This window comes from Fulvimarina thalattae (assembly GCF_040239565.1).
Taxonomy (GTDB): domain Bacteria; phylum Pseudomonadota; class Alphaproteobacteria; order Rhizobiales; family Rhizobiaceae; genus Fulvimarina.
The window spans coordinates 132,367-145,695 of sequence record NZ_JBEHWS010000004.1; the positions used below are offsets into that span (position 1 = coordinate 132,367).

At 61.6% G+C, this 13,329-nt stretch carries 14 protein-coding genes; 5 read left to right on the top strand and 9 right to left on the bottom strand.

Features of this window, described 5'->3' with window-relative positions; genetic code table 11:
• Positions 1–5: 5 nt before the first annotated feature.
• Together ABRA89_RS07035 and ABRA89_RS07040 are read right to left on the bottom strand one after the other, a co-directional pair.
• The gene (locus ABRA89_RS07035) at positions 6–755 is read right to left on the bottom strand and encodes a PspA/IM30 family protein (RefSeq protein ID WP_349940741.1); all 750 of its coding nucleotides are present in this window, start codon (positions 753–755) and stop codon (positions 6–8) included.
• Positions 752–1,183, bottom strand: a complete 432-nt coding sequence (locus tag ABRA89_RS07040) for a DUF2170 family protein (RefSeq protein ID WP_349940742.1) — start codon at positions 1,181–1,183, stop codon at positions 752–754. The genes ABRA89_RS07035 and ABRA89_RS07040 overlap by 4 nt, the downstream gene beginning before the upstream one ends.
• 134 nt (positions 1,184–1,317) lie before the next feature.
• Between ABRA89_RS07040 and ABRA89_RS07045 the strand changes: the two genes are divergently transcribed.
• The 5 genes from ABRA89_RS07045 to ABRA89_RS07065 are packed head-to-tail and all read left to right on the top strand — an operon-like array spanning position 1,318 to position 5,241.
• Positions 1,318–2,376, top strand: coding sequence for a potassium channel family protein (locus ABRA89_RS07045; protein ID WP_349940743.1), 1,059 nt, complete (start codon positions 1,318–1,320; stop codon positions 2,374–2,376).
• Complete coding sequence (locus ABRA89_RS07050; protein WP_463671262.1) at positions 2,373–3,035, top strand: DUF2491 family protein; 663 nt, start codon at positions 2,373–2,375, stop codon at positions 3,033–3,035. The genes ABRA89_RS07045 and ABRA89_RS07050 overlap by 4 nt, the downstream gene beginning before the upstream one ends.
• Before the next feature lie 54 nt (positions 3,036–3,089).
• Positions 3,090–3,491 carry a DUF350 domain-containing protein gene (locus ABRA89_RS07055; RefSeq protein ID WP_349940744.1) on the top strand — a complete coding sequence of 134 codons (402 nt, stop codon included), beginning with the start codon at positions 3,090–3,092 and terminating at the stop codon, positions 3,489–3,491.
• Between the two features lie 13 nt (positions 3,492–3,504).
• Positions 3,505–4,077: a DUF1190 domain-containing protein gene (locus ABRA89_RS07060; protein ID WP_349940745.1), complete on the top strand. Its 573-nt coding sequence runs from the start codon at positions 3,505–3,507 to the stop codon at positions 4,075–4,077.
• A 6-nt stretch (positions 4,078–4,083) separates the two neighbouring features.
• A complete protein-coding gene (locus tag ABRA89_RS07065) occupies positions 4,084–5,241 on the top strand; it encodes a glutathionylspermidine synthase family protein (protein ID WP_349940746.1) in 1,158 nt (385 codons plus the stop codon).
• Between the two features lie 79 nt (positions 5,242–5,320).
• On the opposite strand, the gene ABRA89_RS07070 is transcribed toward ABRA89_RS07065, so the two are convergent.
• From ABRA89_RS07070 to ABRA89_RS07100, 7 genes are all read right to left on the bottom strand, one after another.
• Entirely contained in the window at positions 5,321–6,550 is a 1,230-nt protein-coding gene (locus ABRA89_RS07070; RefSeq protein ID WP_349940747.1) for a PLP-dependent aminotransferase family protein, read from the bottom strand.
• A gap of 185 nt (positions 6,551–6,735) precedes the next feature.
• Positions 6,736–7,590 carry an HAD family hydrolase gene (locus ABRA89_RS07075; protein WP_349940748.1) on the bottom strand — a complete coding sequence of 285 codons (855 nt, stop codon included), beginning with the start codon at positions 7,588–7,590 and terminating at the stop codon, positions 6,736–6,738.
• 96 nt (positions 7,591–7,686) lie between these two features.
• Positions 7,687–8,658: a dipeptide ABC transporter ATP-binding protein gene (locus ABRA89_RS07080; RefSeq protein WP_349940749.1), complete on the bottom strand. Its 972-nt coding sequence runs from the start codon at positions 8,656–8,658 to the stop codon at positions 7,687–7,689.
• On the bottom strand, positions 8,655–9,629 hold the full coding sequence (locus ABRA89_RS07085) for an ABC transporter ATP-binding protein (protein WP_349940750.1): 975 nt from the start codon (positions 9,627–9,629) through the stop codon (positions 8,655–8,657). Before ABRA89_RS07085 ends, ABRA89_RS07080 begins: the two co-directional genes overlap by 4 nt.
• A gap of 5 nt (positions 9,630–9,634) precedes the next feature.
• Positions 9,635–10,489, bottom strand: a complete 855-nt coding sequence (locus tag ABRA89_RS07090) for an ABC transporter permease subunit (RefSeq protein WP_349940914.1) — start codon at positions 10,487–10,489, stop codon at positions 9,635–9,637.
• 83 nt (positions 10,490–10,572) lie between these two features.
• Positions 10,573–11,580 carry an ABC transporter permease subunit gene (locus ABRA89_RS07095; RefSeq protein WP_349940751.1) on the bottom strand — a complete coding sequence of 336 codons (1,008 nt, stop codon included), beginning with the start codon at positions 11,578–11,580 and terminating at the stop codon, positions 10,573–10,575.
• 153 nt (positions 11,581–11,733) lie between these two features.
• Positions 11,734–13,329, bottom strand: a complete 1,596-nt coding sequence (locus ABRA89_RS07100; RefSeq protein ID WP_349940752.1) for an ABC transporter substrate-binding protein — start codon at positions 13,327–13,329, stop codon at positions 11,734–11,736.

Here is a 13,329-nt window from a genome sequence, read left to right on the forward strand (position 1 = left end):
AAGTCTCAACCGTCCTTGCGTTCGATGCCGAGCGGATCGCTGGACTGACCGATCGCGGGTGTCGGTCTCGACTCACCCATGATCTGGGCCAGCACGTCATCGGCCGAAGACGAGCTTTTGCCGCCGATGCCGGCTTCCGCAAGCTGGCGGTCGAGATCGGTGCCTGATTCGAGAGCAGCCAGTTCCTCTCCCGCCTCGATCCGCCCGCGCGTCTCGTCCTGGCGTTTGCGAATGCGCTCCAGCGAATCCATCGCATTGCCGAGCTTGGAATTAACGCCCGATTGCGAATGCGCGATAGCCGACTGCGCCTTGATCAGCGACTCGTTGGCCTTCACGTTCTCCACCTCGCGGCGCATCTGCTGCAGCCGGTGTTCGGTATCCTGAATCGCCCGCATCATCTGGCTCTGGCTCGCCTGCATGCGCTCCAGTTCACCCTCGTCGCGATGGATTTCCTGGCGCAAACCGGAGATGCGGTCCGCAAGACCTCGGGCGAGGTCTTCCCGACCGGCCTGAAGCGCGGCCCGTGCGCTTTCGGTATCGCGCTGTTCCTTCTCGCGAGCCTCTTCAATCTTCCGCGAGAGCCGCTTGTTGGACGCCATGATGCCGGCAAGGTCTGAACGTGCTTTGCGGAGCGAGTTCTCGGCGTCGCGAATCTCCTGATCGAGGATTCGCAACGCCTGCTTGTCCGCAACCGACTCGGCCGCTTCGTTGGCTCCGCCGCGCACAGCGGTGAATAGTTTGCCCCAGACGCTCATTGGCCGAAGTCCCCGTTCTTCCATTCTTCGATCATATTGGCCGCATCGACCGCATTTTCCGCGAGCACCGCAACTTCCTCGATCATCGCATGTTCGCTCGACATCGCAGAGAGGGAGCCGAACAGTTCGTACCACTCCTCCCCATCGAACGAGACGATGCCGAAGGTCGACAGCGGCACGAGCTTGTGGGTCGACAGGATCATCCGGTCGAACTCCTCGCGGCGCGGCAGATCACTGGCTTTCACGAGCGCGACGCTCGCCAAAACCTGGTCGCCGCTCGCAGTGACAAGGATGTCGAGATCGCCTTTCTCCTTGAGCGTGACGCGAAGCACGTCGGTTCCTTCGACGACGGAGACGTCGACATCGCCCAACTCGTCCGGGTCAGAGGCGAAGAGCTCGGTGAGGCTCGCGAGATTCCAGGGTTCCACGTCAGGACGGCCTTTCTTGCAATCGGTTTCGAGACCGGTTTTACATCAGCCGCGAGGGCTTGTTCAATCGGAGCTCTCCCTAGGACAGCCATCGCGGCCCCGCCTAGATGGGGTGGCGGAACGAAGGATGCGAGATGCCACTGTTCCTGAAGTTTGCGCGCCGCGCCTATATCGCGATCGCCGAGCTGACATGGGGCGCGGTCGTCTTCCTGTTCGTCGCTCACCTCTTCCTGTCCTACATCCTGCTCGCGCTCGTCGGAGAGGAGGGACTGACCGGTGACGCCGCGACCTACATCTACTATTACGGTGTCACCGCCACGACGGTCGGCTATGGTGATCTGTCACCGGTGGAGACGTCGGGACGACTGATCGCGACCGTCTTCGTCATTCCCGGCGCGATCGCGATCTTCACCGCCGTTCTCGGCAAGCTGCTCTCGGAGATCAGCGGCTTTTGGAGGAAAAGAATGCAGGGCGCAGGCGATTTCAGCTCCAGAAGCGGCCACATGATCGTTCTCGGCTGGCAGGACGGCTCCACCCAGCAGCTCCTCACCATGCTCTCCGGCGAACGAACCAAGGACGAGGCCTATCCCGTTCTCGTCTCGCGCAGCCTGACGGAAAATCCGATGTCCGGCGAGATCGATTTCGTTCGCAGCGAGCGTCTCGCCGACCCCGATGCGCTGGAACGCGCCGGCTTGGCGGGAGCGCGCGGTGTCGTGGTGCGCGGAGAAAACGACGACGAGACGCTGGCTGCGGCTTTGGTCGCGGCCACGCTCAACGACCACATTCATGTCGTCGCGCATTTCGAATTCCAGCGAACGGCAGACATCGCCGCGCGGCAGACCGCGCGAATCGAGACGATCACCTCGCTATCGCCAGAGCTTCTGGTGCGCGCAGCGCGCGATCCCGGCTCCTCTCAGGTCGCGAAACTGCTACTTTCGGCAAGCACGGCCGACACGGCATTTTCCATGGAGATGCCGAAAGGTCCTGCTCCGATTCGTTACGGCGATGCGCTGATCGGCCTGCGCCGCAGTTCGAGCGCCACGCTCGTCGGTATAGGGCGGAACGGCAAGGTGGATCTCAACTGCCCGGCTGAAACCGCGATCTCGTCTGGCGACACAATCTACTACATCAGCGATCATCGCCTCGATGCCGGCGCGATCGACTGGGCTGCAATGGAAGGAGCCGGCCGGTGATATTTTCAATATTCGGCAAGAAGGACTCGGACGCCGATCTTCCGGATGAACTCGGTCCTTTGGGCATCCCGATCGGTGGCGCGCTCGAACTCGATCTTCTGTCGCTCGAAGCCGATGCCTCGACCGGCCAGCCCGGCATGGCGCTCCCCGAAGGCGGCACCTTCGTCTGTGTCGCCTACGGCGAGGCGAAGCTCGACGCCAACACCGTCCTATCTCGCTATTACGACGACGATGATCGCCTGCTTCAGGTGCTGTCCGCCAGCGGGCGCTACGGCGATACGATCGACGACATCAGCATCTACCATCCCTGGGACAGCGTCGTGCCTGCCGGGCAGAGCGAATGGGACCGCTGGATCGGACCGCGCGGCATGGTGGGCGAAAGCCGCTACGATGCCGACGGCGTTCTCTTCGAGCGTTTCTGGGGAGCGGGCGAGGAGCGGGCCGATCTGGTGGAGTTCGTCGAGGATATCGATGACGGACATCGCAAGCGGGCGATTCACCAGACATGCATGCTCTATGCCCGACCACTTGGTCGAACTCAGGAAATGCTCCTGATCAATGTCGAGCGCGAGTTATCGGCAGGCGCGTCCCGCCAAGGCGGTTCTATCGAATTTCTTCTCGGCTATGGCCTCGGCGCCGCCGATGTGAGACGCGTCTAGGCACACTTACGGCGGCAGACAAAGCCGCAATCAGGAAAAGAGACTGGAGAGACGATGTTCGGTTACGTTTCGGGGCTGCCGAGTTTTCTGGCGTATTTCATTCTGGGACTCGTGCTCTACGGTCTCTTTGCCGCGATCTACACCGCGCTCACGCCGCACAAGGAAGTGACGCTGATCCGCGAAGGCAACATGGCCGCGGTGGTCGCTTACCTCGGCGCGATCATCGGCTTCGGAATCGTTCTCTCTTCGGCGGCCGAGAATTCGATTGCGATCGTCGATTTTATCATCTGGGCGATCATCGGCGTTCTCGTTCAAATCCTCGCCTTTTTCATCGCCTCCATGACCATGACGAAGCTGCATGAGCGGATCACAAAGGGCGAAATCGCGGCAGGTGTCTGGAGTGCCGGAAACTCGCTCGCGATCGGCCTGCTCAACGCAGCCTGCATGACCTACTGAGGAGGATAGAGCGATGAGACAGCGGAAGATCGGGGCTCGCCCCCCTCTCCTCACCCTCGGCACAATCGCCGCCACCGGCATGGTTCTCTCAGGATGCGGTGAGGACCCGCCCAGCGAAGCCTTGTACTCGACACCGACGGAATGCGCCCAATCGGGCGTAGACCTTCAGATCTGTGAGGCCGAATACCAGCAGGCCCTGCAGGCGCATCTGCAGAACGCACCCCGCTTCGATGGTCAGGCCGCGTGCGAAGCGGAATACGGTGAAGGGCGGTGTCTGTCGTCAAGCAACGTCACGGGCCAGCAGACCAGCGACGGCACGGGCTCGTTCTTCATTCCGTTCATGACGGGCTATCTCGTATCCTCGGCCATCGGAAATCTGGCGAGCTACGCTGCCTACCGGAATTATCGCGCTTCGCCGTCCTACACATATTCGCCGCCGATCTACCGCACGCGCGGCGGACAGACGGTGACAAGTTCGGTTCAGGGCGGCCAGCGAGTGTCGCGTCCGGTCAACGTCAACACGCGCACCGTCTCGCGCTCTGGCTTCGGCGGACGTTCGTCCTCGCGCGGCTTCTTCGGAAGCTGACCGCAAGTGCAGCGGATCAGTCTGCCGGAACGCGAGAACTGGCGCGAAAAAGCCGAAGCCGTGGGCTTCGGCTTTCACGAGATGTACGGCGAGCCCTATTGGCTCGACGATGCTGCCTACGTCTTCACGCTGGCGGAGATCGAGGAAGCGATCGAAGATCCGAGCGCGGAACTCCATCAGATGTGCATGGAGGTCGCCGCCGACGTCATCCGCGATACGGCAATGATGACGAAGCTCGCGATCCCCGAGCCGATGCAGGACCTCGTCCGCCGCTCCTTCGAGGATCGGGAGCGCCATCTCTACGGCCGGTTCGATCTCGCCTATGACGGGACGGGCCCCGCCAAGCTTCTTGAATACAATGCGGACACACCGACCTCGATATTCGAGTCGGCCTATTTCCAGTACAACTGGCTGACCGACAATGTTGAACGGGGCGTGCTGCCTGAGGACGCCGACCAGTTCAACGCCATTCAGGAAACGCTGATCGAGGCTTTCCGGAAATTCTCGAACGAACCGATATTCCACTTCGCCGCCTATACCGAAAGCGACGAGGATCGCGGCACCGCTGCCTATCTGATGGACTGCGCCATCCAGGCTGGCCATCGCACCGAACTTCTCGACATGCGCGAAATCGGCGTCGACGAGCAGGGCCGCTACACGGACATGCAGGACCGGACGATCGAGCTCTGCTTCAAGCTTTATCCTTGGGAAGACATGCTGCGCGAGCCCTTCGCCGAGCATCTGCCGCACTCGCAGACGCAGTTCGTCGAGCCGCCCTGGAAGGCGATTCTCTCCAACAAGGGCCTGCTGCCACTCCTCTGGGAGCGGTTCCCCGGCCATCCCAATCTGCTGCCGGCTTATTTCTCCGATGATCCGCGCGCGGCAGAGATGAAGAACGCCGTCAAGAAACCGCTCCATTCGCGCGAAGGCGAAAACATTACCTTCATCGAAGCGGGCGTAGAGACGGAAGTCTCGGACGGCAGCTATGGCGAGGGAGGCTTTATCGTCCAGGAGATGACACGGCTGTTCGAGAAGGATGGCAATTATGCCGTTCTCGGCACCTGGATTGTCGGCGACACCTGCTGCGGCCTTGGCATGCGCGAGGACCGGAGCCGCATCACCCGCAACCTGTCACGTTTCATTCCGCACGCGATCGTCGGATAGCGACGGCTGGCACAGAAACGCAAAAGGCCGGCGCCTTCGAAAGGCACCGGCCTCGGTTTGGTTTGACTGAGCGGACCGCTTATCCGTTGAGAGTGCTCTTCAGTTCGGCAACGGCTGCATCGACGTCCGTCTTGCAGTCGAAGCGGTTCAGCATGTCGCCAAAGCGGCTGACGATCTCGGTCAACTGGGCTTCCGAAAGAAGGTTCAGGATACCGACGCGGATCTGGGTCGGTTCCGAGAGCGTCGGCCAGATGCAGAAGTTCTCAGCGCGGCACTTGTTGACGAAATCCTTCTCCTGGCCCTTCAGCTGATCCGGCAGATCGAGGACGAGAAGGCTCGTCATGTTGGACGTAACGTTGCAGCCCATTTTGGTAAGAGCAGCGTTAAGCGCCTTTTCCGCCCTCCGATACTTCTCCGCGCGCTGCAGCATGCCGTCTTCCAGAACCATACGGAGCGCTTCGTGGAAGCTCGCGACTGCATAGGGAGAATGAGTGCGGTGATAGCTGCCTTTTTCGACGTCTTGCCCGTCGATGATTGCCCAATGGCGCGCTTCCATGATCGGGTGATGCACGAAGCATCGGCCACCGACTTTCTTCAGCTCCTCGATATATTTGTCCGAGAAGGTGACCGGCGCATAGGTCAGCGGCAGGGCCATGACGCCTTTTTGCGGGCACGAAGCCCAACCATGAATGCCGGGATAGTCGTCGGCCCTGAACTCGGCGATACCGAGGGAGGATACGGCATCGACGAGGCCCATGACGCCGTGCTTTTCGCAGGCATCACTGAACCCTTTGATATCATTGACGCGGCCGGATCCGGTTTCCCAATGGGCCATTGCCGCCCATTTCGGCTTGTGCTCGCCGAGCGCCTTGTCGACGATCTCGCCGGTCACGGACTCGCCGTGCGGAACCTTGATCGTGATGACCGAAGCCGCCTTCGGATCGAGCGAGTTCGCCGCGAGTTCCTCGGCGGTCGCGCCCTTCATGCGCACTGAAAGCTCGTCAATCCCGGAGAATGTGCCGTTGACGAAGAGTACGATCTTTTCGCCTGGATGAACGACGCTGAACATCATGTCGAGCGCGGACCAGCCCGTACCGGCGCAGGCGAAGGTGTGAACGTTGTTCGTACCCCAGATTTCGCGGAGCATCTTCTTCGACTCGATCATGCCCCGCAGCACGTCCGGGTTCATGTGATCGGCGACGCCCTGGTCGTGATAGGCATCAAGAACGCGCTGCGCCGTGTTGCCCGGCCCGGGACCGGCCGCGATCGTATCGGGAATCTTCAGTTCCGGAAAAACTGGTGCATTCATGATGAGGCTCCTCCCATTCGGTTCAACACGATGCTGGACGAATCTGCGCGATCCGCGGCGTGTACTCTCCCACACCTGATCCCAGCGCCATTGCCTCCGGATATAGGGCAGACGCGAAATTCCGGCCCACACCCGAACGACGACAAAAAACCTACCCGCACTGGCAGGGCTCAAAAGGAAAACGGCTACTCGCCGTCTTTCTGGCCGAGCCTCGAAAGCGCAATGCGCGAGGCGATCGACTGCACCGCATAGGTCAGCGACTGCATCATCTCCCCGCCTTCCGCATAGCTCGCGGGTGCGAGATTGGTCGGGCGCTGGCGGGCATGCATGGATTTCGCGCCTGCGAAGCCGCCATTTTGCCGCACGGCGATCGCGATGCCGCCATTGGCTTCCACATACTGAAAGGCCTGAAGATCGGAAGCGCCGTCGCCGACGAAGATCATCTGGTTGGGAGGGACGGCCTTGTCCTCGTCCGAGACTGCCTTCGTCGTCGACTCCGGTGCGTTCGAACCATGGATGCTGAAGCCCTTGGACAGGGCTTCCATGTATCGCGCCTTTTCCGGATGGGTGAGCGCCCGCTTGATGAAGACCGCCTCGCCGTTTTCATCGAAATGAAGCGACGAACCCCAGATGCGTTCGAAGCAGCCCTTGATGGCCGTGTGTTCGATGATGTCGACATAACCCGACGAGATGACCGTGAAATCGACCTCCACGCCGGGTGCAACCTCCCGAGCCGCCGCCCGGATACGCTCGGGCATCGAGGTGACCTCGTCGTAGAGTTCGATTTGCGCGGCCGCTTGCCGCAACACATCGCGTGTCAGCGGCTTGCCGCGCTCGCGCCCGGCCTTGATCAGCGCATAGGCGCGGGCGTTGATCGTGTCCCAGGTGTCGTCGTCGAGCGGGTCCCGATAGTTGCCATACCAGTCGTCGGCATCCAGGCCCATCGCCTTCACGAGAACCTCGATCGACGACTCCGCCAGCGTTTCGTCGAAATCGAAGGCGAGCGCGATGCGGTTGTGGAGCGGTCTTGTGACTTGCATGGATGGCCCTTCGGTTCCGAACATCGGTTCGGTATCAAAAGAGGGTCACCGGGAAGATCGGCAAGCGCGCAAATGCCGCAGGCACGGAGCTTGGGGTCAGATGCGACCTTCGTCCACGGCGAAACATGCGACCCGCGTCGGGCCATGCTCAGTAAGCACCGGGCGCTCTGTCCGGCAGCGCTCATTGGCGTGCGGGCAGCGCGGATTGAAGGAGCAGCCGGGCGGCGGATCGAAAGGCGACGGCAGTTCGCCGGTTAGACGGATGCGCTCGCCGCGATCGTCAGGGTTCGTCGCCGGCGTCGCCGAGAGAAGCGCCTTCGTATAGGGGTGCTTCGGCTCCGAATAGAGCGCGGCTTTTGGCGCGATCTCGACCGGGCGGCCGAGATACATGACTAGCACCCGGTCCGCCACATGCTTCACCACCGAAAGATCGTGGCTGATGAAGATGTAGGTGAGCTTCAGCCGGTCCTGCAGATCGGCCAAGAGGTTGAGAACCGAGGCCTGGATCGAGACGTCGAGCGCCGAGACCGGCTCGTCGAGGACGAGGATCTTCGGGTCGAGGATCAGCGCCCGTGCGATCGCGATGCGTTGGCGCTGACCCCCGGAGAACATATGCGGATAGCGGTCGTAGTGCTCCGGACGGAGGCCTACCTGTGCCAGCATATCCTCCGCCTTCTCGCGCCGCTCCGCCCGCGAAAGCTTGGTGTTGATCTTGAGCGGCTCCTCGATGATGGCGCCAACCTTCTGGCGCGGGTTGAGCGCGCCATAGGGGTTCTGGAAGACGATCTGAACCGTAGAGCGCAGGCGTTTGACATCGCTTGAACGGCCGGCCGAAACATTGATGCCGTCAATCGTGAGATGGCCCTCGGTCGGCTCCTCGATCATGGTCAGGATGCGGGCAAGCGTCGACTTCCCACAGCCGGACTCGCCAACGATTGCGAGGGTCTCGCCCTCCTCGACCGTAAAGCTAGCGTCCTTAACAGCTTTCAGGCCGGCCGCTTTCGCGAAGAGCCCGCGCTTGACCTCGTAAACCTGGCTGACGCCGTCGGCGGAGACGATCGCGCTCATGCCGCTTTCTCCTCGGTGTTCAGAGGATAGTGGCAGAGCGCTTGTCCCAGCGCCTTGCTCTGATGCGGCGGCTCGACGTTGCGGCACTTGTCATCCGCGCGTGAACAGCGCGGATTGAAGAGGCAGCCGTTAGGACGATCCCCCTGCCCCGGCACGACGCCGGGGATCGTCGGCAGACGGTCTCCGGTCGCCCTCTCCGGAATGGCCGACAGGAGCGCTGCAGTATAGGGATGATGCGGTTCGTCGAAGAGGGTCTCGACCGGCTGGCGTTCCACCTGCTGGCCGGCATATTGCACGACGACGCGATGAGCGGTTTCGGCGACGACGCCCATATCATGGGTGATCAGCACCATCGCCATGCCGTGGTCTTTCTGGAGATCGACGAGCAGATCGAGGATCTGAGCCTGGATGGTGACGTCCAGCGCCGTCGTAGGCTCGTCGGCGATGAGGAGTTTCGGCTGGCAGGCTGTCGCCATCGCGATCATCACGCGCTGGCTCATGCCGCCGGATAGCTGGTGTGGGAAGGCCGAGAGCCTGCGTTCCGGTTCCGGCAAGCCGACCGATTCGAGCAGTTCGATCGCCCGCTTTTGCCGCGCCTTGCGATCTAAGCCGAGATGGATGCGCAGCGTTTCCTTGATCTGAAAGCCGACGGTGAAGCACGGATTGAGGGAACTCATCGGCTCCTGGAAGATCATCGACATCTCCGCACCGATCAGCTTGCGCCGCTCGCGCCCGCTCATCTTTCGAAGATCATGGTTTTCGAAGGAGAGCTCGTCGGCTGTCACGGTCGCGCTCGGCGGCAGGAGCCCCATCAGCGCCAGCATCGCGACCGATTTGCCGGACCCGGATTCGCCGACGATGCCGAGGATCTCGCCTTTGTCCACGGCGAGATCGAAACCATCGACCGCTTTGAACGGTCCGGACGCCGTATCGAAAGTGACTGTGAGATTGCGGATCGTGAGGAGAGACATGACTATCAACTCCGCTTCATCTTTGGGTCGAGCGCGTCGCGGAGGCCGTCGCCGACGAGATTGATGGCAAGCACCGTGACGAGGATTGCAAGGCCGGGAAAGGTCACCACCCACCAGGCGCGCAGCACGAATTCCTGCGCATCGGCCAGCATTGTGCCCCATTCGGGCGTCGGCGGCTGGGCGCCGAGGCCAAGAAAGCCGAGGGCCGCCGCATCGAGGATCGCGGAGGAAAAGGAGAGCGTCGCCTGGACGATCAGCGGGCCGAGGCAATTCGGCAGGATGGTCACCACCATCAGGCGCAGCGGGCTGGCGCCGACGACCTTGGCAGCGGTCACGTATTCCCGCTGCTTTTCGGCCATCACCGAAGCGCGGGTCAGACGGACGAAATGCGGTTGAAGCACCAACGCGATGGCGATCATCGCGTTGAGGAGCCCCGGCCCGAGTACGGCGACGAGAACAAGCGCGAGAAGCAGCGATGGGAAGGCAAGGATGATGTCCATCAGCCGCATGATGACGATGTCGACCCAGCCTCGGACATAACCGGCAACGAGGCCGACAGAGATGCCGACGGTCACCGCCAGGGTGACGACGACAAGGCCGATCGTCAGGGAATAGCGCGCGCCGTAGATGAGCCGCGAAAGCATGTCTCGGCCCACCGCATCGGTGCCGAGGATATAGGCCCAGCTTCCGTTGTCGGCCCAGACCGGCGGCACCAGAAGAGCACTGCGGTTCTGCGCCGTCGCATCATAGGGCGCGAGAACGGGCGCGAAGATCGCGATCAGGATGATCGCGATGAAGACATAGAGCCCCATGACGGCGCCCTTGTTCTCGGAGAAATAGAACCAGAACTCCTTGAGCATCTGGCGGCGCGGGCTGACCTTTGCCTCGCGATCCTCGACACCGGCTCCGACGCCCTCGCGGGCCTCCTCCGCTTCCACATGGCTCATCGCGTGCGCACCCTCGGATTGATCAGTCCGTAGAGGACGTCGACGATGAGATTGACGATCATGACGACCATTGCGATCAGGATCAGCCCGCCCTGCACGACCGGGTAGTCGCGTCTGTAAACGCTATCGACCATCCACTTGCCGATACCCGGCCAGGAAAAGATCGTTTCGGTGAGAATCGCACCGGCCATGAGCACGCCGATCTGAAGGCCGATCGTCGTCACCACCGGAATCAGCGCGTTGCGGAGCGCATGCACCGAGACGACGCGGAAGGCGCTGAGACCTTTAGCACGGGCGGTGCGAACATAATCCTCGCCCAGCACTTCCAGCATCGCCGAGCGGGTCTGGCGTGCAATGACGGCGAGCGGGATCGTCGCGAGCACGACGCCTGGCAGTATAAGATGGGAGACGGCGGACCGGAACGCGCCGGCCTGACCGGAAAGCAGGCTGTCGATCAGCATGAAGCCGGTCGGCTGATCGAAATAGAACATCAGTGACATGCGCCCCGAAACGGGCGTCCATTGCAGATAGCCCGAGAAGAAGATGATGAGGAGCAGACCCCACCAGAAGATCGGCATGGAATAGCCGGTCAGCGCCGCGCCCATGGTCACCTGATCGAACCACGAACCGCGCTTGATCGCCGCCAGAATGCCGGCGGGAATGCCGATGAGCACGGCGAGCGTGATGGCGACGAGGGAGAGCTCGATCGTCGCCGGAAACAGCGTGATGAACTCTTCAAGGACCGGGCGGTTCGTGACGATGGAATTGCCGAAATCGCCCCGCAGCAGCCCGGTCAGATAATCCCAGAACTGGACCGGCAGTGAGCGGTCGTATCCCAGCATCGCCTGGAGCTGCTCATAGCGCTCTTGGGAAATTCCGCGCTCGCCGCTCATCAGGATGATCGGATCGCCGGGCAGCAGACGGATGAACGCGAAAGCGACGATCGCAACGCCAACAAAGGTCGGAATCAGGACGCCGATACGCGAAAGAATGAAGCGGAGCATGAAGGCCGCCGATCAATGAGTTGAAGTCGAGACGTCATGCGAAACGATCGCGCTTCCGACCGAAGTGGAGGCAATCGAAAATCGACATTCGCATGAAAAGAGAGCTTTGAAGAGCAAGCGGGGCCGCATCACAGCGGCCCCGTCGTTTCGCTCTTATTCTTCGATGTCGACGCCCGTGAACCAGTGGCCGCCGAGCGGATCCTGAACATAGCCGGTTACGCTAGACTGCATAGGCATGAAGGTCACAGAGTGGGCGATCGTCGCCCAGGGCGCCTCTTCCTTGAAGATCGCTTGCGCTTCCTTGTAAAGGGCGGCGCGCTCTTCCTGGGTATCGAGACGCTTGGCCTCGCTCACCTTGGCGTCGAACTCTTCGTTGCACCACTGGGCGCGGTTGGCGTTGCCAACGGCATCGCAGCCGAGAAGGACGGCGAGGAAGTTGTCCGGGTCGCCGTTGTCGCCGGTCCAGCCGAGGAGAACCGCACCTTCGCGATCTTCAGCCTTGGAGCGCTCGAGATACTCGCCCCATTCGTAGGACACGATCTCGACATCGACGCCGATCTTGGAGAAATCGGCCTGGATCAGCTCGGCCATGCGGCGGGCATTCGGATTATAGGGACGCTGCACCGGCATCGCCCAAACTTCCATCGAAAGGTCCGTCACACCGGCCTCTTCGAGCATCTTCTGCGCGGCTTCCGGATCGTATGCGTCGTCCTCCGTCTCCTCGCGATAAGACCACATCGTCGGCGGGATCGGATTCTTTGCGATCTCGCCTGAGCCCTGGAAGACGACGTCGATGATCGCCTGCTTGTTGATCGCCATGTTGAGGGCCTTGCGGACCTCGGCTTTGTCGAATGGCGCGACCTGCGTGTTGTAGGCGAGATAACCTACGTTCAGGCCTTCCTGCTCCATGACGGTGAGATTATCGTTGCCCTTCAGGCTCTCGACATCCGCAGGATTCGGATAGGGCATCACCTGGCATTCGTTGGCGAGCAGGCGCTGCTGGCGGACCGAGGCATCGGTCGTGATGGCGAAGACCAGATCGTCGATCGCTTCCTTGCCATTCCAGTAGTCGGGATGGGCCTTATAGCGGATGACAGCGTCCGGCTGGTAGGCAACAAACTGGAAGGGGCCGGTGCCGATTGGCTGCTGGTTGAGCTGCGCCTCGTTGCCCGCTTCGGCGAGCTGATCAGCATATTCCTTCGAGGCGATCGAAGCGAAATCCATGGCGAGGTTGGCGAGGAACGGCGCATAGGGCTCGTTCAGCGTGAACTTGACGGTCTGATCGTCGACCTTCTCGATCGAGTTCAGGATGCTCGGCATGGACATGGAATTCCAATATTCCCAGGCCGCGCCGGTCACGTATTCGTTGTAGGAATTCTCAGAATTGTTCTGGCGGTCGAAGGAGAACACCACGTCGTCGGCGGTCATCGGCCGCGTCGGCGTGAAGAAATCCGTCGTGTGAAACTGAGCATCCGGGCGCAGCTTGAAGGTGTATTCGAGGCCGTCGTCAGAGACTTCCCAGCTTTCGGCAAGACCGGGCTTGATGTTGGTGGTGCCGAGTTCGAACTCGACGAGACGGTTGTAGATCGTCTTGGACGAGGCGTCGAACGTGGTGCCGGCGGTGTAGAGGGCCGGATCGAAGCCTTCCGGCGAGCCCTCGGAACAATAGACCAGCGTTTTCGCGGATGCCGCGGTGCCGAGAGCGAGTGTCAGGGCGGTGGCGGCAAGGAGCCGTGTGGTAAGCCGCAT

Coding starts and splice junctions, on each gene's coding strand:
- ABRA89_RS07035 (WP_349940741.1), bottom strand. CDS start 755: ATGAGCGTCTGGGGCAAACTATTCACCGCTGTGCGCGGCGGAGCCAAC.
- ABRA89_RS07045 (WP_349940743.1), top strand. CDS start 1,318: ATGCCACTGTTCCTGAAGTTTGCGCGCCGCGCCTATATCGCGATCGCC.
- ABRA89_RS07055 (WP_349940744.1), top strand. CDS start 3,090: ATGTTCGGTTACGTTTCGGGGCTGCCGAGTTTTCTGGCGTATTTCATT.
- ABRA89_RS07060 (WP_349940745.1), top strand. CDS start 3,505: ATGAGACAGCGGAAGATCGGGGCTCGCCCCCCTCTCCTCACCCTCGGC.
- ABRA89_RS07070 (WP_349940747.1), bottom strand. CDS start 6,550: ATGAATGCACCAGTTTTTCCGGAACTGAAGATTCCCGATACGATCGCG.
- ABRA89_RS07075 (WP_349940748.1), bottom strand. CDS start 7,590: ATGCAAGTCACAAGACCGCTCCACAACCGCATCGCGCTCGCCTTCGAT.
- ABRA89_RS07080 (WP_349940749.1), bottom strand. CDS start 8,658: ATGAGCGCGATCGTCTCCGCCGACGGCGTCAGCCAGGTTTACGAGGTC.
- ABRA89_RS07085 (WP_349940750.1), bottom strand. CDS start 9,629: ATGTCTCTCCTCACGATCCGCAATCTCACAGTCACTTTCGATACGGCG.
- ABRA89_RS07090 (WP_349940914.1), bottom strand. CDS start 10,489: ATGCTCAAGGAGTTCTGGTTCTATTTCTCCGAGAACAAGGGCGCCGTC.
- ABRA89_RS07095 (WP_349940751.1), bottom strand. CDS start 11,580: ATGCTCCGCTTCATTCTTTCGCGTATCGGCGTCCTGATTCCGACCTTT.
- ABRA89_RS07100 (WP_349940752.1), bottom strand. CDS start 13,329: ATGCGGCTTACCACACGGCTCCTTGCCGCCACCGCCCTGACACTCGCT.